This window comes from Catenibacterium sp. AM22-6LB (assembly GCF_003435615.1).
Taxonomy (GTDB): domain Bacteria; phylum Bacillota_I; class Bacilli_A; order Erysipelotrichales; family Coprobacillaceae; genus Catenibacterium; species Catenibacterium mitsuoka_A.
Genome location: NZ_QTUM01000001.1, coordinates 140,999 through 161,197, shown reverse-complemented (window position 1 = coordinate 161,197; position 20,199 = coordinate 140,999). Strand labels below are relative to the sequence as shown.

At 33.7% G+C, this 20,199-nt stretch carries 16 protein-coding genes; 13 read left to right on the top strand and 3 right to left on the bottom strand.

Features of this window, described 5'->3' with window-relative positions; all coding sequences use genetic code 11:
- Nucleotides 1-76 precede the first annotated feature (76 nt).
- Complete coding sequence (locus DW269_RS00775) at nucleotides 77-757, bottom strand: response regulator transcription factor (RefSeq protein ID WP_117458125.1); 681 nt, start codon at nucleotides 755-757, stop codon at nucleotides 77-79.
- A gap of 231 nt (nucleotides 758-988) precedes the next feature.
- Here DW269_RS00775 and DW269_RS00770 point away from each other — a divergent pair, with 231 nt between their 5' ends.
- The 4 genes from DW269_RS00770 to DW269_RS00755 all read left to right on the top strand — a co-directional run bounded on the left by DW269_RS00770 (nucleotide 989) and on the right by DW269_RS00755 (nucleotide 6,092).
- Nucleotides 989-3,070 (top strand): glutamine synthetase III, encoded by a 2,082-nt coding sequence (locus tag DW269_RS00770; RefSeq protein ID WP_117458124.1) that lies wholly within the window; start codon nucleotides 989-991, stop codon nucleotides 3,068-3,070.
- A gap of 78 nt (nucleotides 3,071-3,148) precedes the next feature.
- Nucleotides 3,149-3,610 (top strand): GNAT family N-acetyltransferase, encoded by a 462-nt coding sequence (locus tag DW269_RS00765; protein ID WP_117458123.1) that lies wholly within the window; start codon nucleotides 3,149-3,151, stop codon nucleotides 3,608-3,610.
- Between the two features lie 136 nt (nucleotides 3,611-3,746).
- Nucleotides 3,747-5,177, top strand: coding sequence for a glycoside hydrolase family 1 protein (locus tag DW269_RS00760; protein WP_022425958.1), 1,431 nt, complete (start codon nucleotides 3,747-3,749; stop codon nucleotides 5,175-5,177).
- Nucleotides 5,178-5,243: 66 nt separating this feature from the next.
- A complete protein-coding gene (locus DW269_RS00755) occupies nucleotides 5,244-6,092 on the top strand; it encodes a hypothetical protein (RefSeq protein WP_117458122.1) in 849 nt (282 codons plus the stop codon).
- A 23-nt stretch (nucleotides 6,093-6,115) separates the two neighbouring features.
- On the opposite strand, the gene abc-f is transcribed toward DW269_RS00755, so the two are convergent.
- Nucleotides 6,116-7,972, bottom strand: coding sequence for a ribosomal protection-like ABC-F family protein (gene abc-f / locus DW269_RS00750; protein WP_117458121.1), 1,857 nt, complete (start codon nucleotides 7,970-7,972; stop codon nucleotides 6,116-6,118).
- Between the two features lie 129 nt (nucleotides 7,973-8,101).
- Between abc-f and DW269_RS00745 the strand changes: the two genes are divergently transcribed.
- The 6 genes from DW269_RS00745 to DW269_RS00720 all read left to right on the top strand — a co-directional run bounded on the left by DW269_RS00745 (nucleotide 8,102) and on the right by DW269_RS00720 (nucleotide 15,684).
- Nucleotides 8,102-10,021, top strand: a complete 1,920-nt coding sequence (locus tag DW269_RS00745) for an aconitate hydratase (protein WP_117458120.1) — start codon at nucleotides 8,102-8,104, stop codon at nucleotides 10,019-10,021.
- Nucleotides 10,021-11,013: an isocitrate/isopropylmalate dehydrogenase family protein gene (locus DW269_RS00740; RefSeq protein ID WP_117458119.1), complete on the top strand. Its 993-nt coding sequence runs from the start codon at nucleotides 10,021-10,023 to the stop codon at nucleotides 11,011-11,013. Before DW269_RS00745 ends, DW269_RS00740 begins: the two co-directional genes overlap by 1 nt.
- Before the next feature lie 16 nt (nucleotides 11,014-11,029).
- Nucleotides 11,030-11,704: a GntR family transcriptional regulator gene (locus DW269_RS00735; RefSeq protein ID WP_117458118.1), complete on the top strand. Its 675-nt coding sequence runs from the start codon at nucleotides 11,030-11,032 to the stop codon at nucleotides 11,702-11,704.
- A gap of 45 nt (nucleotides 11,705-11,749) precedes the next feature.
- Complete coding sequence (locus DW269_RS00730) at nucleotides 11,750-12,856, top strand: metallophosphoesterase (RefSeq protein WP_117458117.1); 1,107 nt, start codon at nucleotides 11,750-11,752, stop codon at nucleotides 12,854-12,856.
- Nucleotides 12,834-14,147, top strand: coding sequence for a hypothetical protein (locus tag DW269_RS00725; RefSeq protein WP_117458116.1), 1,314 nt, complete (start codon nucleotides 12,834-12,836; stop codon nucleotides 14,145-14,147). The genes DW269_RS00730 and DW269_RS00725 overlap by 23 nt, the downstream gene beginning before the upstream one ends.
- Before the next feature lie 73 nt (nucleotides 14,148-14,220).
- The gene (locus DW269_RS00720) at nucleotides 14,221-15,684 is read left to right on the top strand and encodes a family 1 glycosylhydrolase (protein ID WP_117458115.1); all 1,464 of its coding nucleotides are present in this window, start codon (nucleotides 14,221-14,223) and stop codon (nucleotides 15,682-15,684) included.
- 29 nt (nucleotides 15,685-15,713) lie between these two features.
- Here the strand turns inward: DW269_RS00720 and DW269_RS00715 are convergent, their stop codons facing one another.
- Nucleotides 15,714-16,529, bottom strand: coding sequence for a purine-nucleoside phosphorylase (locus DW269_RS00715; RefSeq protein ID WP_117458114.1), 816 nt, complete (start codon nucleotides 16,527-16,529; stop codon nucleotides 15,714-15,716).
- Between the two features lie 88 nt (nucleotides 16,530-16,617).
- On the opposite strand from DW269_RS00715, the gene DW269_RS00710 reads away from it, so the two are divergent.
- The 3 genes from DW269_RS00710 to cls are packed head-to-tail and all read left to right on the top strand — an operon-like array spanning nucleotide 16,618 to nucleotide 20,155.
- Nucleotides 16,618-18,201 carry an HD domain-containing protein gene (locus DW269_RS00710; protein WP_117458113.1) on the top strand — a complete coding sequence of 528 codons (1,584 nt, stop codon included), beginning with the start codon at nucleotides 16,618-16,620 and terminating at the stop codon, nucleotides 18,199-18,201.
- Entirely contained in the window at nucleotides 18,201-18,596 is a 396-nt protein-coding gene (locus DW269_RS00705) for a DUF1934 domain-containing protein (protein ID WP_117458112.1), read from the top strand. Before DW269_RS00710 ends, DW269_RS00705 begins: the two co-directional genes overlap by 1 nt.
- Nucleotides 18,593-20,155 (top strand): cardiolipin synthase, encoded by a 1,563-nt coding sequence (gene cls / locus DW269_RS00700; protein WP_117458111.1) that lies wholly within the window; start codon nucleotides 18,593-18,595, stop codon nucleotides 20,153-20,155. Before DW269_RS00705 ends, cls begins: the two co-directional genes overlap by 4 nt.
- Nucleotides 20,156-20,199 lie beyond the last annotated feature (44 nt).

The window sequence follows — 20,199 nt, the reverse complement described above, 5'->3', positions numbered from 1 at the left end:
GGCAGGCATTGGTACATGTTTTTAATTTTTTCACCTGTCTACTTGACAGGGGCGGTTCATGATGCATTCTTTTTTTCTATATAGCCATCTTATAAGAGTTAGCGCCAAAGCGTCTGATATACTCTTCATGAGAGCCTGTTCTATTTAATTTTATTATAAGTGAACTTACTAGGTTCATGACTGATTGATCGTCTGCATAAACACTATCACCCCAGATACCTTCAAAAATCTTGGTTGAAGTATAAGGTTGATAGGGATGAGACATCAACATTTTTAATAGTTTAAATTCATTTTTAGTTAGAGTGACTGAATGATCATTTAATGAAACGGTCTTAGCAGTATCATCTAATATAATATCTTTAAAACGGTAGATCTTTCTAGGTCTTAAAACACCCATCTTATAGACATCTTGAATTTTTCTTAATAAAGAAGTTAATGAGAAGGGTACTACAATGTAATCATCAGCACCGGCATCTAATAAATCTTCTAAGTAAGCTTCATTTAACATATCACTTACAACTATAGTTATAGCTTGTGAGTTACGTCTATTTTTTACTAGGAACTTATTAGTATTAATACCAGGAAATACATCTTCTAGAATAATACAATCATAATTATTGTTTGTATAAAGAGAATTAAATTCATCCAATGTCTTTGCTTGATAACAAATGAAATGATCCTGGTCGAGATAATTCTTAATGCGATTATTACGTTCACTGTTGTGATCTATGATCAATGTTTTCTGTTTTCCAAACATGTTTTTCACCTCGCTACAATTATAATCTTTTCGGTATTAAATAACAAGTTGGCTAATATTTTTTAAAAAGTGAAAATTATTGAATTAGAGTAGTTAAAAGCCTACATTTTGTGATACTATGTGGGTGCAATAAGGAGTGAATGATAAAAATTATTGCACAGTGATAAAAAAGTATTGACGCAAATATTTTTTATTGCTACAATCATACCCATAAAAAGGAGATGTAATCGTATGGAAATGAACAAACTTTTAGATGAATACGGTCGTTATACATTTAACGACGAAACTATGAAGGAACGCATTCCTAAATCTACTTATAAAGCTTTCCATGAAGCTCTAGATAAGGGAGAACCTCTTTCAAAAGAAGTTGCAACAGTAATCGCAAATGCAATGAAAATTTGGGCTGTTGAAAATGGTGCTACACATTTCACTCACTGGTTTATGCCAATGACTGGTTTAACTGCAGAAAAGCATGATGCTTTCTTAGAACCAGATGGAAATGGTGGAGCAGTTCTTGAATTTAGTGGTAAGACATTAAGAAAAGGTGAACCTGACGCCTCTTCTTTCCCATCTGGTGGTATTCGTGCTACTTTCGAAGCACGTGGTTATACTGCATGGGATTGTACTTCTCCAGCCTTTGTAAAAGACGGAAGCTTATATATTCCTACATTATTCTGTTCTTATACTGGTGAAGCACTTGATAAAAAGACTCCATTATTACGTGCTTGTGATGCTTTAAGTGCATCAGCTTCTAACTTATTAACTAAGATTGGTTTAGAAGGTGTTGATAAAGTGACTGCTTCAGTTGGTGCTGAACAGGAATATTTCTTAGTATTAGATGAATACTGGCAGAAGAGAGTTGACTTAAAGTTAACTGGTCGTACTCTTTATGGCGCTCCTGCTCCTAAGGGTCAGGAATTAGAAGATCACTACTTTGGTTCTATTAAACGTAAAGTAGGTGCCTTCATGAAGGATCTTGATAACGAATTATGGAAATATGGTATTCCTTCAAAGACTAAGCATAACGAAGTAGCTCCTGCACAGCATGAAGTTGCTTGTGTATATACAGTAGCTAATGTAACTGCTGATAACAATGCATTAGTAATGCAGTTATCTCAGGATATTGCGAAGAAACATGGTTTAAGATGTTTATTACATGAAAAACCATTTGAAGGTGTTAACGGCTCTGGTAAACATAACAACTGGTCATTAATGACTAATACAGGTATTAACTTATTTAATCCTGGACCTGACCCAATCAACAATAAGCCTTTCTTAGCTACTCTTGCATGTGCTCTCAAGGGTGTTGATGAATATGCTGAATTATTAAGATTATCTGCTGCATGTGCTGGTAATGACCATAGACTTGGTGCTAATGAAGCTCCACCTGCAATTGTTTCAGCATTCGTTGGTGATGACTTAAATAAAGTTATTAAAGCAATCATTGATGGTGAAGAATTAAATAAAACTACTGGTGAAAGATTCACTACTGGTGTATCAGTTATCCCAGATTTCTCTAAAGACTCAACAGACAGAAACAGAACATCTCCTTTTGCCTTCACAGGTAATAAATTTGAATTCCGTATGGTTGGTTCATCTCAGTCAGTTGCAGCAGTTAACACTATGTTAAATGCTATTATGGCTGAAGAATATGATCAGATGGCTGCTAAATTAGATGCAGGTGAATCATTAGATGATATCATTAGAGAATTCTTCAAGAATCATGAAAGAATCATCTTTAATGGTGATGGATATTCAGAAGAATGGAAAGAAGAAGCTGCAAGACGTGGATTACCTAACCACGCAAACTCTGTAGATGCATGCGCTTGCTTAAAGAAACCTGAAATTCGTGAAATGTTTGTAAAACATGGTGTATTCACTGAAGCTGAAATTGATTCACGTTATGACATCCAGTTAGATAACTATGCTAAGACAATCCGTGTTGAAGCTTTAACAGCATTATCAATGGCTAAGACTGAATTATATCCAGCATATGTAAAGGCATGTGGTACTTTAGCTAATGATGCAAAAGAAGTAGCTAAGGCTGGTGTAGACAATACATTCATGGTTGAAGACTTAAAGGTATTAACTTCTTTACTTTCAACTATGCGTGAACAGATGATTACATTAGAAACTGCCATCAATAAAGCTGAATCAACTGATTCTTCTACATTAGATACTGCAACTGCATGGAGGGATTTAGTTATCCCAGCTATGGATGCATTACGTGCAACTGCTGATAGCTTAGAAACTAAAGTAAGTGCTCAGCAGTATCCAATTCCAAACTATATCGATTTATTATTCGGTATTTAATAGAAACGGTCTATAATGACCGTTTTTTTTATGGGCAAATAATGGTATAATGTGATGTATGAAATAGAGGTGATATAAATGGAATTTAGAGAATACAAGGACACAGATCTTCATGCAGTTATGGATTTATTTTATGTCACTGTCCATGAAGTCAATAAGAATGATTATAGTGAAGAACAATTAGATGCTATTGCACCTAAGGCTGCTAATGAATATCATTGGGAAAAGTCTTTAGAGAAAAATCATACTATCGTGGTTGAGGAAGATGATAAGTTGATTGCATTCGGTAATATTGGCAAAACTGGATATTTGGATCGTTTATATGTTCATCCTGATTATTTAAGAAAAGGGATTGCATCTAAACTTGTAGAAGAGTTAGAAGAATATGCAAAAAAACATGGAAGTCATGTAATTAATGTGACTTCATCTATTACATCTAAACCATTCTTTGAATCTAAAGGTTATGCAGTCATTGAAGAACAAATCAATGAAAGACGTGGAGAAAGACTTCTAAGATACTTAATGGAAAAGAAAATTTAAGATACTTTTTAAAAAAGTGTAAGATAAGTAAGAAAATGTGAAAATATTTTCTCTTTTTTCTATTCTTGAAAAGAATCATGATTTTTAAAATCTTCCGTTATAATGGTGTCAGAAAAAAAGAAAAGGAGACTCATAAATGTTAGACAACAAATTAAAAGCTTTTCCAAAAGATTTCTTATGGGGTGCATCTACTTCAGCTTATCAGGTAGAAGGTGCTAATTTATCAGATGGTAAAGGACCATCATGTCAGGATGTTAAAGAATTACCAGCAGGAACTGCATCTTTAGATGTATGTGCAGATCACTATCATCGTTATAAAGAAGATATCAAGTTAATGGCTGAAATGGGATTCAAGACATACCGTTTTTCAATCGCTTGGACTAGACTTATTCCTAATGGAACTGGTGAAGTAAATCAGGCAGGTATCGATCATTACAATGATGTGATTAATACATGTTTAGAATATAATATCGAACCATTAGTGACTATGTTCCACTTTGATATGCCTGATGCATTAGATAAGAGAGGTTCTTGGTCTAATCCTGAATCAGTAGACTGGTTCGTTAACTTCGCAAAGGTTATGTTTGAAAACTTCGGTGATAGAGTTAAATATTGGTTAACTATCAACGAACAGAACATGCTTACTTTAGTTGGTCCAATTATTGGTACATTAAGAATTCCTGAAGGTACTACAAATGTATTAAAAGAAGTATATCAGCAGAACCACCATATGTTAGTTGCTCAGGCTAAAGCTATGGTTTTATGTCATGAAATGCTTCCTAATGCTAAGATTGGTCCAGCTCCAAATATTTCTTATGTATATCCAGCAACTTGTAAGCCAGAAGATAATTTAGCAGCTCAGGAATACAATGCAATCAGAAACTGGTTATATTTAGATATGGCAGTTTATGGAAAATACAATAACTTAGTATGGACTTACTTAGAAGAAAATGATGCAACACCTACATTTGCTGAAGGAGATGAAGAAGCTATGAAGAATGCACATCCAGACTTCATTGGTTTCAACTACTATTCAACTGCAACTGTACAGAAAGCAGCAGCTGATGATGAATTAGATCCAGGTGCAGACCAGCAGTCAGCTCGTGGTGAAGCAGGTTACTATAAGGGATATGCAAATCCAAACCTTAAGAAGACTGAATTCGGTTGGGAAATTGATCCTGATGGTTTCTTAGCAACTATGAGAGAAATGTATTCTCGTTATCATTTACCAATGATCGTTACTGAAAATGGTTTAGGTGCATACGATACATTAGAAGATGGTCGTGTTCATGATAACTACAGAATTGCATACTTAAGAGCACATATCGAACAGTTACATAAGGCTGTTACTGAAAACATCGAAATGATGGGTTACTGCCCTTGGTCAGCAATCGACTTAGTATCAACTCATGAAGGTATCAGAAAGAGATATGGTTTCATCTATGTAGATACTACAGATGAAGAAGTAGGAACTCTTGACCGTTATAAGAAAGATTCATTCTACTGGTATAAGAAAGTCATCGCTACTAATGGTGAAGACTTATCAGACGACTTCGACGTTGAATAATAAATGAACATCCGGTCTTTTCCGGATGTTTTTTTTAGTGTATGATAGGTTAGAAAGGAGGGAAATATGAACGCTATTATTTTATCGCTAATAAGCTGGTTTATTTTCCTAATTAATCCTCCTATAGGTCTAGGAAGTCTTGCTGTATTAATAGAAACAGGTCTTTATGGCTTGATGGAATATCGTATTAAAAAGGCTGATGATTCAGAAAAAGACACACTCTATAATGCTTATTTTATACTATCTGTAATGTTAGTTGTTGTAACTTCAGTTATTATGCTTTTCCTCTATCAATTAGATGGAGACAGTACTGTGACTCTTATTAATAAAAGAGGGGAATTGCTGAATACAGTACTTTATATGATTGGTTTAATGGTTAATGTCTTATCTATTAAGACTGTTTATGATGAAAGAAATAAATGGTTACATCGTTATGGTGGAAGAGAACTTTATGATTACTTTGATCCTGAAGGGCTGACATTTACTATGCCGCGTTCCTTCTATATATGTATGGGTGCTTCTATTGTGAGTGGTTTATTGTGTCCTTACTTAGGGACTATTGGTTTCTGGACATTACTCTATATTCCAATCATCATGTTCTCACGTATGAATCTCAAGATATATAAGAATATGTATATTAAGTTATCTCATAATAGAGGAACAGAGAATGAATATGAAAGATTAAAGCATGTTGTGCCAGGAGGAATCTATACACATTATTGTTTATGGTTTACTTATATGATTGCTTTTATGGTGATAGGCATTAAGTTCTTATGTTATTCACAGAATATTTTTGTCTTATCTTTCTTACCAACATTAAAAGATCTTTATGCATTTTATCCATTTATTGTATCAATCATTGGTGATTTTATCTGTGCATTTATACTTATCTATAACTTAAAACAAAGAAATTAGGACTAGGGTTGCCCCTAGTCCTTTTAAGCGTTCATCTCTTCTGAAAGTTCTTCCCATTCTATCATGAGTTCTTCTAATTTGTTGTTTAAGTCTTCTAGTTCAGCAGTGATTTCATTATACTTCTGATAATCATTCATCACTTCATCACTATGGAGTTCTTCTTCCTTCACACTGATCTTCTCTTCAAAGTCAGAAATATCATTTTCTATCTTCTTTAATCTATTCTTCTTTTTCTTGTCAATGTTATTTTGAACTTTTACCGCTGTTTCTTTCACAACTTCTTCTACTTTACGATGTTCAAGATAATAAGCATAGTTACCACCAAATATTTCATCACCATGAGGATTCATCTCTACAATCTTAGTAGCCAATTTATTAATAAAATAACGGTCATGAGAAATAAAGAGAATAGTACCAGGGAAATCTAATAATGCATCTTCTAGCACTTCTTTAGATTGAATATCTAAATGGTTTGTTGGTTCATCTAGAATTAAGAAGTTTGCTTTGTTAAGTAATAACTTAATTAAGACGATACGTCCTTTTTCACCACCAGATAAAACATCAATTGTTTTAAATACATCTTCACCTTTAAATAAGAATGCAGCACAGATATTTCTGATTTCTGTATTATTCATATCAGGATAAGCATCATGTATTTCATCAAAGATTGTTTTTTCAGGAGATAAAGAAGTCTGTTCCTGATCATAATAACCAATCATCACCTTAGAACCTAAACGAATACGTCCATGTACAGGTAAATAATCTTTAAGAATCAAATGGAACATAGTTGTCTTACCTACACCATTAGGACCAAGTAAAGCAACTCTTTCACCTTTCTTGACTTCAAAAGACACAGAATCGAACAATGGCTTATCAAAAGCCATCGCTACATCATCTACTTTTAAAACATCATAACCACTCTCTATTTCAGGCTCAAATGCAAAACGGATACTAGAAGGAAGACTTTCAGGTCTTTCTACCTTCTCCATACGTTCAAGTGCTTTCTCTTTAGATTCAGCACGTTTTACCTGTTTTTCACGGTTATAAGATTTTAAACGATCAATAGACTCCTGCATACGTTTAATATCTTTTTGGTTATTTAAATAGTGTTTTAATTCTACATCACGATCATGCTTCTTGATTTCAGCATATTTAGAATAATTACATTTATAGATTTTACTCTTACCATTCTCTATTTCCATAATAGAAGTAGACACTTGATCAATAAAATAACGGTCATGAGATACTACAATTACAGCTTTATTATACTGTTTTAAATAGTTTTCTAACCATTCAATAGAATTTACATCAAGATGGTTGGTCGGTTCATCTAGTAATAATAAATCGGGAGAACGTAATAACAACTGACCTAACGCAATTCTTGTCTTCTGTCCACCAGATAAAATACCAATAGGTTTATACCACATATCCTCATCAAAACCTAAACCATTGAGAACACCTTTTACCTGTGACTCCATGGCATAACCGCCTTCATCCTGGAATTTAGATAATAAAGAATCATACTGATTCATGATTGTATCTAAATCATTTGTGACAGCCATTTCCTGTTCCAATTCACGTATACGTTTCTCTATTTTCTTTAAATCTTCAAAAGGTTCTTCCAATGTTTCATAAATACTCTTATTAAGATCAAACTTATGTTCCTGATTCAATGTACCAATACGAATATTCTTCGCAATAGTCATTATACCATCATCATAAGCTTCTTCATTTAAAAGAATTCTAAGCAATGTACTCTTACCAGCACCATTAACACCAATAATGGCAAGTTTATCATGCTCTTCTATATGGAATGTTATATTTTTTAGGACTTCTTTTCCTGAATAAGATTTAGATAGTCCTGAACAAGATAATATCATTTTTTCATCACCCAATGTATTGTACCAATTTAACGAAATAAATACAAATTATCTTTGTTTTTTATATTGCACAGATAATGGTATATGTGTATAATTGTATACAATAAGAAACAAGGGGGAGAAGATTATATGAATCTAGCGTATAAAATCTTGAATGCACATCTTAAAAAAGGAGAATTAGTCCCAGGAACATCCATTTGTATCGGAATTGATCAGACTTTAACACAGGATTCTACAGGTACAATGGCTTATCTTCAGTTAGAAGCAATGAATGTAGGTCATGTTGCAGTAGAAAAAGCAGTCGCTTATATTGACCATAACATGCTTCAGACTGGTTTTGAAAACATGGATGACCATGAATTTATTAAATCTGTTGCAAGAAAACATGGTATCACATTCTCTAAACCAGGTAATGGTGTCTGTCATCAGTTACAACTTGAAAATTTCTCACATCCAGGTAAGACGCTTATTGGTTCAGATTCTCATACACCAACATGTGGTGCAATGGGTATGATTGCGATTGGTGCAGGAGGACTTGATGTCGCTGTTGCCATGGCAACAGGTAAGTATTATGTTCAGTGTCCATCAGTATTACAGGTTAAACTAACAGGACGTAAAGCACCTTGGGTATCTGCAAAAGACGTTATCTTAAAAATCTTACAGGAATTATCTGTAAAAGGTGGGGTTAATAAGATTGTTGAATATACAGGTGAAGGTTTAAGTGATCTTTCATTAACTGACCGTGCGACTATCTGTAACATGGGTGCAGAACTAGGTGCCACTACTTCAGTATTCCCAACAGATGAAAATACTTTAGCTTACTTAAAACAGCAGGGTAGAGAAGATGAATATGTTGAGATGAAAGCAGATGATGACGCAACATATGATGAAACTATTGAAATCGATATGTCTACATTAGTTCCTATGGTTGCTCAGCCTCATTCACCAGATAATGTAGTAGATGTAAAAGATTTAGAAGGTATGAAGATCAATCAGGTAGTCATTGGTTCTTGTACAAACTCATCTTTACCAGATATGATGCGTGCTGCAAAGATCTTAAAAGGTCGTAATGTGGCTGAAGATGTTTCTTTAGTTATCGCTCCAGGTTCTTCTTCTATTCTTTCTATGCTTGCACAAAATGGTGCTCTTGCAGATATGATTCATGCAGGTGCAAGAATCCTTGAATGTGGTTGTGGCCCTTGTATCGGTATGGGACAGGCTCCATTATCAAAAGGTGTTTCTTTAAGAACAATCAACCGTAACTTTAAAGGACGTTCTGGTACAAATGATGCAAGTGTATATCTAGTATCTCCAGAAGTTGCTGCATTATCTGCAGTCAAAGGTTATTTATCACAGGAATTTGAAGATGATATGGTATTAGAAGAAGTGCCAGATACACCATTTGTGAAGAATCCTAACTTCTTTATTAGTGAATATATCCCTGATAATGAAATCTATATGGGACCTAATATCAAACCAGTTCCTAGAGGAGATAAGTTAACAGATACAGTAAGTGGTAAAGTTGTATTAAAAGTAGGAGACAATATTTCTACAGACCATATTGTACCTTCTGATTCTAAATTACTTCCATTCCGTTCTAATGTCCCTCATTTAGCTAAGTTCTCATTCTCTAAGGTAGATCCTGAATTTTATAATAGAGCCGTTAAAAACAATGGTGGTTTCATTGTAGGTGGAGATAACTATGGACAAGGTTCATCAAGAGAACATGCTGCATTAGTACCTAACTACTTAAAGATCAAAGCTATCTTCGCAATTTCATTTGCGAGAATTCATCGTTCTAACTTAATCAACAATGGTATTCTTCCACTTGTTATTGATGCGAAAGATTACGATTTCTTTAATGATCAGGATGATTATGAATTAAGTGATTTATTAGCATCTGTAGAAGAAGGTAAAGACATTGTAGTGACTAATAAGAATACAAATGAAACTATTACAGCACATCTATCATTATCAGCACGTGAAAAAGTCATGATTCAGTATGGTGGATTATTAAACGCAATTAAAGAACTAGGAGGAGATTTCTAATGAAAGCAGTACTTATTCCAGGTGATGGTATTGGACCAGAGATTTCAGCAAGTGTTGAATCTATCACAAAAGCAATGAACCTAGATATTGAATGGGTTAAATATAGAGCAGGTGCAGAATATGCAAAAGAAACAGGTGAAGTATGGGAACCTGATCTTGTAGATGCCATTGAAGAATACAAATGGGCATTAAAAGGTCCTACAGCAACTCCAATTGGAACAGGTTTTAGAAGTGTGAATGTCGCATTAAGACAGAAATTCTCTACTTATGCCAATGTACGTCCTTTACGTAACTTCAAGGGTATTGATTCTAAATATGAAAATATTGACTTAGTCATAATTAGAGAAAATACTGAAGATTTATATAAAGGTATTGAATATATGCTCACTGATGATATTGCGAATGGTGTTAAGTTGATTACTAGAGAAGCTTCTACACGTATTTGTCGTTATGCATTTGAATATGCACGCACAAATAACAGAAAAAAAGTGACAGCCATCCATAAAGCCAATATAATGAAGTATACAGATGGTCTTTTCCTTGATTGTTATAGAGAAGTGGCAAAAGACTATCCAGAAATAGAAACACAGGAAGTTATTATTGATAATATGTGTATGCAGCTTGTACAGCGTCCAGAAACATTTGATGTCCTTGTTGCACCAAACTTATATGGGGATATTGTTTCTGACTTATGTGCAGGTCTTGTAGGTGGTCTTGGTATTGCCCCATCAGGTAATATTGGTGATGATTACTGTATTTATGAAGCTGTTCATGGCAGTGCACCTGATATTGCAGGTAAAGGTATTGCGAACCCAAGTTCTTTAATTCTTGCATTCGCAATGATGCTTGAAGCATTAAATAAACAGAAAGAAGCACAATCTTTAAGAGAAGCCTTAGCAGCAGTCATAGAAGAAGGTAAGTTTACAACACCTGATATTGGTGGACAGGCAACTACAAAAGAGTTTACAGACGCAATTATCGATAAATTATAAGAGGAGGGACAAAGAAATGCCATCTCATAGCATTTTTGAATCAACTTCCCATGGATCATTGGGCTCTAAAATATTTATCTTATTACGTGATCGTATTCTTAATGAAAGTTATCAATGCGGTGATAAACTAAATGAATTAACACTTGCAAAAGAGTTAAAGATTTCTCGTACACCTATTAGAGAAGCATTAAAACAGCTAGAATTAGAAGGTTTAGTAGAAAGTATTCCTAACAAAGGTGTTTATGTGAAAGGTTTTTCACCTCGTGATATTGATGATATGTTTGAAATACGTCTTTCTTTAGAGGGATTAGCTGTTTCATTCGCAATTGATCGTATGGATGAAGTACATCTTGCTAAAATTAAAGAAGTATTTGAATTACTGGAATTCTATACTGCAAAGGGTGACTTTGATAAAGTGAATGATTTTAATATTCTATTCCATGAATCTATTTATCAGGCAACACAGTCTACCTATTTTGAACAGATTCTAAAGGATATTCATTACTATGTTTCTGTAACATCAAGACATTCTATTGCACGTCCTGAACGTTTAGAATCATCACTTGCAGAACATCATGCTATTCTAGAAGCCATCATTGATGGAGACAAAGATGAAGCAACAGAACGTATTCAAAGACATATCCGTAAAACACAGATGCTTGTAAGAAAATATTATGCAACAAGAAAGTAGGGTCAACCTACTTTTTTTGTTGTAGAATGATATCAGGAGGTATATATGCTAACACCTAAACATTTAATTAAAAAAGAAAAAAATGATTATCGCTTGATTGCGATATCAGATATACATGGTCATTTAGACCGCTTTAAAGAATTATTAAGAAAAGTGAATTATGATCCTGTAGAGGATTATTTAGTTATTATTGGAGACTTTGTAGAAAAAGGAGACCAGGTATTAGAAACAATACACTTTATTATGAATCTTTCACGCTTCCCAAAATGTTATGTTTTGATGGGAAATTGTGAATGGGCGATGAATGCATTACTTACTATTCCAGAAATTGCAGGAGAAATTCCTAAGTATTTAAAGAGAAATAGTAAGAACGGTATTATTAGAGATATTTATAATCATGAATATTTTAGTGATGGACATGAAACACCTTTAGGTATGCAGAAGATTATGGCTGAAAAGCTTAAACAAGAATTAAAGTTCATGTCCCATTTACCTACTACACTATTATTTAATGACTATTTATTTGTCCATGCAGGTGTAGAACCAAGAGATAATTATAAGGAGTGTGGTTTATCATCTTACCTTGAACTCCAACATTTTTATGAATTAGGACATTCATTAAAGTATACAGTTGTAGTAGGACATCTTCCTACATCTAACTATTTCCCTCGTTCTATTCATAATGACATTATTATAGATGAAGAAAAGAAGATCATCTGTATTGATGGAGGAACAGGAGTGAAGCCTATCTCACAATTAAATGCGCTTATTATTCATAGTTATAAGGGGGAAGTGACATATCAAACAGAATGTGTACAGCCATTTCCTATAGGTGTATTAAATAAAGACCTTTATGGCAATGGTGAAGTAGACCACAAGATAGCTTTTCCAGATTATGAAGTAAAGATGATGAAGAAAGGAAAAGAGTTTAGTCAATGTTATAGAGTGAGTGATCATGTAATGATCTCTATTAAGAATGAATTCTTATATGAAAGAAATCATCATCTCTATTGTTTAGATGATTATACAGATCATTGGTTTATAGGTGAAAAAGGCACTGAAGTGAAGATTGCAGGAGTATATGGACATTATGTCTATGTTATCTGTGGTGCACAGGTGGGGTGGGTCAATGAAGAAGACATCGATTATTAAGATAGTATGTGTACTAGTTTTACTTCTAGGTGTTCATCAATGTACTTCGTATAAGGAACTTGCACCTCATATTTTCTTAGTTAAAGAGAATACATCTTTTCTTAATCAAACACTCACAATGGGACAACCTTTAGTTGTAGAAGGACAAAGAGGTTCTCAATATTATGGTTATATATATGTGAATGGTGAGAAGAAAGAAGGCTATATATCAAGTCGTAATGTGATTGCATATGTATTTGATGAATCTTTTGAAAAAGAAATCACATCATTTCCTGATAGTTATAAACAATCTTTACGATTCTTACATGCACTTTATCCAGAATGGTGCTATATACCTCTTAATACTTCTTTAGATTTTAGTCAAACTGCATCCATCTTCCAAAGTAAATCATTAATAGATACAAATGATTTTTCAATGATTGCCTCTCCTGATATTATAGAAGGACAGACATGGTGTCGTGTCTCTATGAATGCAGCCCGTTATTTCTTAGATCCACGTAATGGTTTGGATGCTTATCATGCGCTGATGTTTGAGAAACTCACTTATAATCCTTCTGAAACATTGCAGGAAGGAAAAAGAATGCTGGCAGAAACTGAAATGTCAGGTATAGAACCACAGTCTAAAAAAGACTGGGCCGAACTCTACCGTTACAGTGCAGAAGTAAATAACGTCTCTATGTCATTACTCATTACCCGTGCGATTCAGGAACAGACAGGTGGAGGACTAGGACTTCGTGGAGGACATGCAAGAAACAATCCGCAAGGACCTCTCTTCTATAATATATATAATATTGGAGCAAACAGTAGTGATCAGGATGGGATAGACTTTGCGGCATCAAGAAACTGGGATACAAGAGAAAAAGCTATTCTCTATGGTTCTAAGTATTTAGCTGATAATTATATCACTAAAGGACAGGATTCTCTTTATCTGCAGAAATTTGATGTCCACAACAATAATCCTGGTCATCATTATTATATGTCTAACATCAGAGCACCTTATAGTGAAGCAAAGAATATGTTGAAAGGGTATATCTCTAATCATATGGATCATGTGAAACGTATACTAGAAATACCACTTTATACTAATATGCCTGTCTATAATGCTTATCCTATTTCTACTGATATAAATTATTCAGGAACTATTATGAAGAACCCTTATTGTGAATATCAAATAGAGAATACATATAAGAACCTTACAGAAAATGTAGATTATATCTCTATCAATCACAAAACCTATACACATATTGTAGGTTTGAATAATTACTATGGTTCATGTGATATTCCAAAATAATATTTTCATAATTTGTCGGTTTTTTATATATTTGTCTTAAAATTTATATAATATGATTCAGGAGGAATAAACAATGACATTTAGTAAAGATTTTTATTGGGGTGGCGCTGTTGCTGCCAATCAATGTGAAGGGGCATGGAATGTAGATGGAAGAGGTATGGCCCGTACTGATGTAACTACAGGAGGAACAGTCAATACTCCTAGAATGGTTACATTTATTGATAAGGATGGTCAGAAACAGAAATTACCTAACCATGGCTTTAAATTACCAGAAGGGGCTCATTTTGCAGTCTTTGATGATGAACTTTATCCTAACCATGATGGGATTGATTTCTATCATCACTATAAGGAAGATATCGCATTACTTAAAGAAATGGGATTTAAGATGTTCAGACTTTCTATTTCATGGTCTAGAATCTACCCTACAGGAGAAGAAACAGAACCAAATCAGGCTGGTTTAGACTTCTATAGAAATGTATTCACAGAACTAAGAAATGCTGGTATTGAACCACTCGTTTCTATCTGGCACTTTGATACACCACTTGCATTAGAAGAAAAGTATGGTGACTGGCAGGATAGAAAGTATATTGAATTATATGAAAAGTATGTAACTACAATCTTTAAAGAATATAAAGGCTTAGTTAAATACTGGCTTACATTTAATGAAATCAATAATACAATTAACTTCTTACCAGATGATGCAAGTGATGAAGCTTTCCAGGAAGCATATCAGCATCTTCATTATCAGTTTGTAGCGAGTGCAAGAGCTGTACAGATTGGTCATGCAATTGATCCTGACTATCAGATTGGCTGCATGATCTGTGGTATTACTTATTATCCACTCACTTCTGATCCAGAAGATATTCTCTTTAATCGTTATAAATGGGAAAAGGGTATCTTCTATTGTGGAGATGTACAGTGTAAAGGTAAATATCCAACATATGCGAAACGCTTATGGAAGGAACATAATGTAGAATTAGATATCACTGAACAGGATCTAGTAGAATTAAAGAATGGTACTGTTGATCTTTATACATTCTCATATTATATGTCTCAGTCTATTACAACTCATAAGAATGAAGATACAGTAAGTGGTAATATGTCATTTGGTGTACGTAACCCTTACTTAACATATTCTGATTGGGGATGGGCATTAGATCCTCAGGGATTAAGATACTATCTTGAGGTTGTTTATGACCGTTATGAATTACCATTAATGGTTGTAGAAAATGGTTTGGGTGCCTTTGATACAGTAGAAGAAGATGGCTCTATTCATGATGATTATAGAATTGACTACTACCGTGCACATATTAAAGAAATGGATAAAGCGATTGAAGAAGGTATTGATTTAATCGGCTATACAACTTGGGGCTGTATTGACCTTGTTTCTGCAGGTACTGGAGAAATGAGAAAACGTTATGGCTTTATTTATGTAGATAAACATGATGATGGTACTGGTACAATGAAGAGAAGTAAGAAAGACTCTTTCTACTGGTATAAGAAAGTTATTGAATCTAATGGTGAAAATCTAGACTAATACAAAAGACCAGCGCGAGCTGGTCTTTTTTACATGTCTTCTAAAATCTGTTTTACAAGCTTAACAAGTCTTTCCTCTGCACTATTTGCTGCTTCCATGACTTCTATATGATTTAATTCATTATTTGATAGTCCTGCTGCTTTATTAGTTACAAGTGAAATACCTAAAATATTCATATCAGAATGTCTTGCAACAATAGCTTCAGGCACTGTAGACATACCTACCATGTCTGCACCAAGTGTCTTGAATGCTCTGATTTCTGCAGGTGTTTCAAACTGTGGTCCTTTAAAGAAACAATAAACGCCTTCTTTTACATCTACATTTACTTTCTTTGCAGATTCAAAGGCAAGAGAACGTAATGCTGATGTATAAACATCAGTCATATCCTTGAAACGTGGTCCAAAATCATCTAGGTTAGGTCCTCTTAAAGGTGATGGCATCATAAATGATAAATGATCAGAAATAATCACAATCTGTCCTGGATTTAAATCATCTCTTACACCACCACAGGCATTAGTCACAATTAAGTTCTTAATACCTAAAGCACTAAATACACGAATAGGCATTGTGACTTTCTGCATATCATAGCCTTCATAGAAATGGAAACGTCCTTTCATATAGGCAACAGTCTTACCACCAATTTCACCAATAATTAATTTACCAGCATGTCCTGGTACAGTAGAAACAGGGAAATAAGGGATATCCTTATAATCAATTTCTACAGGTTCATTAATCACATCAGCAAGTGGTCCTAAACCTGAACCTAATACAATGGCAACATCAATAGGATTTTTATAACGTGACTGAATATAATCACGCGCAGCATAAATTTCATCAATATACATAAATATACCTCCATAGCTATTATAACCTATATTATTCGCAAATAGCTCTTAAAAATGATAAAATAACCCTGATAAGGAAGGTGATACCATGCATTTAGAAGATTACCGTTTATTTGATACAAAAGTATTTAGAGATGTTGTTCATGATTATATACGTGTTGAATATATGCCTATCTGGAAACTGATTAATACAAAAGAATTTCAGCGTTTAAGACGTATTAAACAGTTAGGAGGTACATCCATGGTATTTCCTAGTGCAGAACATTCACGTTTTGTCCATTCTTTAGGTGTTTATGAAATAACTCGACAAATGACAGAGTTAGATCAAGTCAAAAATCACTTAACAGACTATGAACGTTTAACTGTATTATGTGCCGCTTTATTACATGATTTAGGACATGGTCCTTTCTCTCATTCATTTGAAGGAATCTTTCATTATAATCATGAAGAGATGACCACAGCGCTTATTAGAGGACATACAGAGGTACATGAAGTCCTCTCACAGGTTGATCCTCATTTGCCTGAAGATGTGGCACGTATTATAGAAAAGAAAGCTGATAAACCAATGTTGGTGCAGATGATCTCTAGTCAGGTAGATGCTGATCGTATGGATTATCTCTTACGTGATTCTTATAACTGTGGTGTCACTTATGGACAGTTTGATTTATCAAGAATATTACGTACTATGCGTATTGTAGATAATCGTATTGTCTTTAAATCTTCTGGTGTACAGGCAATAGAAGATTATATTCTAGCTCGTTATTATATGTATTGGCAGGTGTATTATCATCCCGTATCTAGAAGTTATGAACAAGTACTAGGGAGTGTTATGAAACGTGTAAAGGATTTATATAAACAAAACTATACCTTTAAATCTTCGTTTCCACTTCTTATTCCTTTCTTAGAAGATAACTTCACACCTGAACAATTTGTGAGACTTGATGAAACATCATTACTCTATTACATAAGATGCTTTATGGATGAAGACGATACAATTCTTAAAGATTTATCGACTCGTTTATTAGAAAGAGAATTATTTAAATATCGTACACTTAAGGGTGATGAAGATTATGAAAATACACGAAAGATATGTATTGAAGAAGGACTAGATCCTCGCTATTATGTCACAAGTGATGCGATTATGAATCAAGTGCCTTATAAACGTATGGAGGTCAGACATGCGAATGAAGTAGAAATACTTAAACAAGATGGAACAATTAGTTCATTACCAGAAGAATCAGAAATTGTACAGGCTATATTATTAGGTAAAGCCAAACAGGATCAGAAGATCTTCTCTACTAGACAAGTGATTAGACGTTCTTCTTTTAGATACCAGTCTTTTAATAAATACAAGGATGCACAGGGTACACATTATATCCTCGAACAGGCTTCTAAAGAATGGAATCAGGAAGGATTATTCTTAGAATTCTATCAAGAAGATCATGTTATTGGATGTGCACATATTATTGATGATTGTGTCAAAGACATTGTATTACTTCCTGATGACCGTAGAGAGTTCTATGAGAAAGAAGTATTAGGCGCCATAGAGGATTTCTTCAAGAAACAACATGTGCATGTAGTGAAGATCATTCCTTATTCACAATCTCTTGATTTTTATCTAGAAAATGGGTATTGTACAGAAGGTTACTATATAATTAAGGAGGTAGGATGATGAAAAAAAGAATTTCTTATGAATGTTTATTAGTCAATGGCCCCGTCAAAGAAAAAGTAAAATATAAAGAGATAGGAGACCATTATGAAGTAAAAGGTGTTCATCATATCTCTTTTGAAGTAGAAGGAAAACCAATGCGTATCCAATATGATGATACACATGTACATCTTGTGAATGATCAATCTGTATTACATTTTAATAAGGATATGCGTGTACCGAATAAATATACATTACCCTATGGTGTTGTAGAACTTCATACAAAAGTGATTTCTTTAGAATATAGAGAAGGTACAATGAAATTTATCTATGAACTCTATGACCAGGAACATCTTGTAACAAAAGCTTATATGATGGTGCATTACTCTGATATAGATGAAGAAGGGATGCCTTCATGAAATATATAAAACGTTTTACAGCATTGTTCTTTGAATATCTATATCGTTTTATCCAGTTCTTATTGAGCCCAATTGTAATCTATATTGCGCTCATCTGTATTCAGGCTATTTATCTTGTATACTTTGCATCAATACTCACAGATTTTAATGGTGTGGTTCGTTTCTTGTTTATCTCACTTTCCGCATTTATGATCTTTTATTTGATTAGTAAAGATGAGAATACAAACTATAAGATGACATGGATCTTCTTTATAATGTTATTGCCTAACGCAGGAGGATTACTTTATCTCTTGTTAGGTAACAAGAGACCATCACGCTGGTTAAAAAGAAAGATTCAGCCAGAAGTACAATACTTTAATGAAACAAGACATCAGGATCCAGTTATTAGAAATCAGATTATTAATAAGAAGATTATTTCTTTAGATTATCTCAATAGACAATCATTTCCTATATATAATCATACAGAATGTAAGTACTATTCATTAAGTGATTATAACTATCAGGATATGATTAAAGATCTTTTACACGCAAAACACTTTATCTTTATGGAATACTTTATTGTTTCTAAAGGACTGATGTTTGATACTATTATTGGAATATTAAAACAGAAGGTTAAAGAAGGTGTTGATGTACGCTTTATCTTTGATGATTTTGGTTCCTTTACAACTGTACCTCTTCACTTTGCGAAGAAATTAGAAGAGTCAGGCATTAAAACAGTGATGTTTAACCGTTTTATTCCTGTCTTCTCTTTAAGCCAGAATCATAGAGACCATCGTAAAATCTGTGTGATTGATGGTTATATTGGTTATTCTGGAGGTTTTAACTTGGCTGATGAGTATATCAACTGTAAGATGCGTTTTGGACATTGGAAGGATACAGGGATTCGTTTAGAAGGGGAAGCGGTATGGTCTTTGACATCTATGTTTCTTTCTACATTCTATGCTTATCATAAGGAATATCATGGAGAAGATATAGAACAATTTAAACCCCATACCTACCATCCTGAACCATTTAAGAATACAGGTTATGTATTACCTTATGGAGATGATCCACTCGATGATGAAGGGGTAGGAGAATCTGTTTATTTAAATATGATTACACATGCTTCTAGAAGTATTGATATTATGACACCTTATTTTATTATTGATGATGTTATGTTGAAGGCATTGTGTCTTGCTTCTAAGAATGGTGTTAAGATCAGATTATATGTCCCTCATGTACCAGATAAGAAGATTGTCTTTAGAGTGACACGTTCTTATTATTATGATCTCATTCGTGCTGGTATTGAGGTGTATGAATATTTACCAGGCTTCTTACATGCGAAAGTCATGTTAGTAGATGGTAAAGCAGCCACAGTAGGAACCATCAACTTTGATTATCGTTCTTTATACTTACACTTTGAATGTAATGTCTTATTATATGAAGCAGAATGTTTATCTGCAATCAAGAGAGATTTTAGAGAAATGAATGAGATTTGTGCACCTGTAAAAATAGATGACAGCCGTCATTTTAAAGGACTCGTAGAAGGATTATTGAGATTATTCTCTCCACTTCTATAAAATTCTTGACAGTCCAACATTTTGTGATACATTATTTAGAGTAT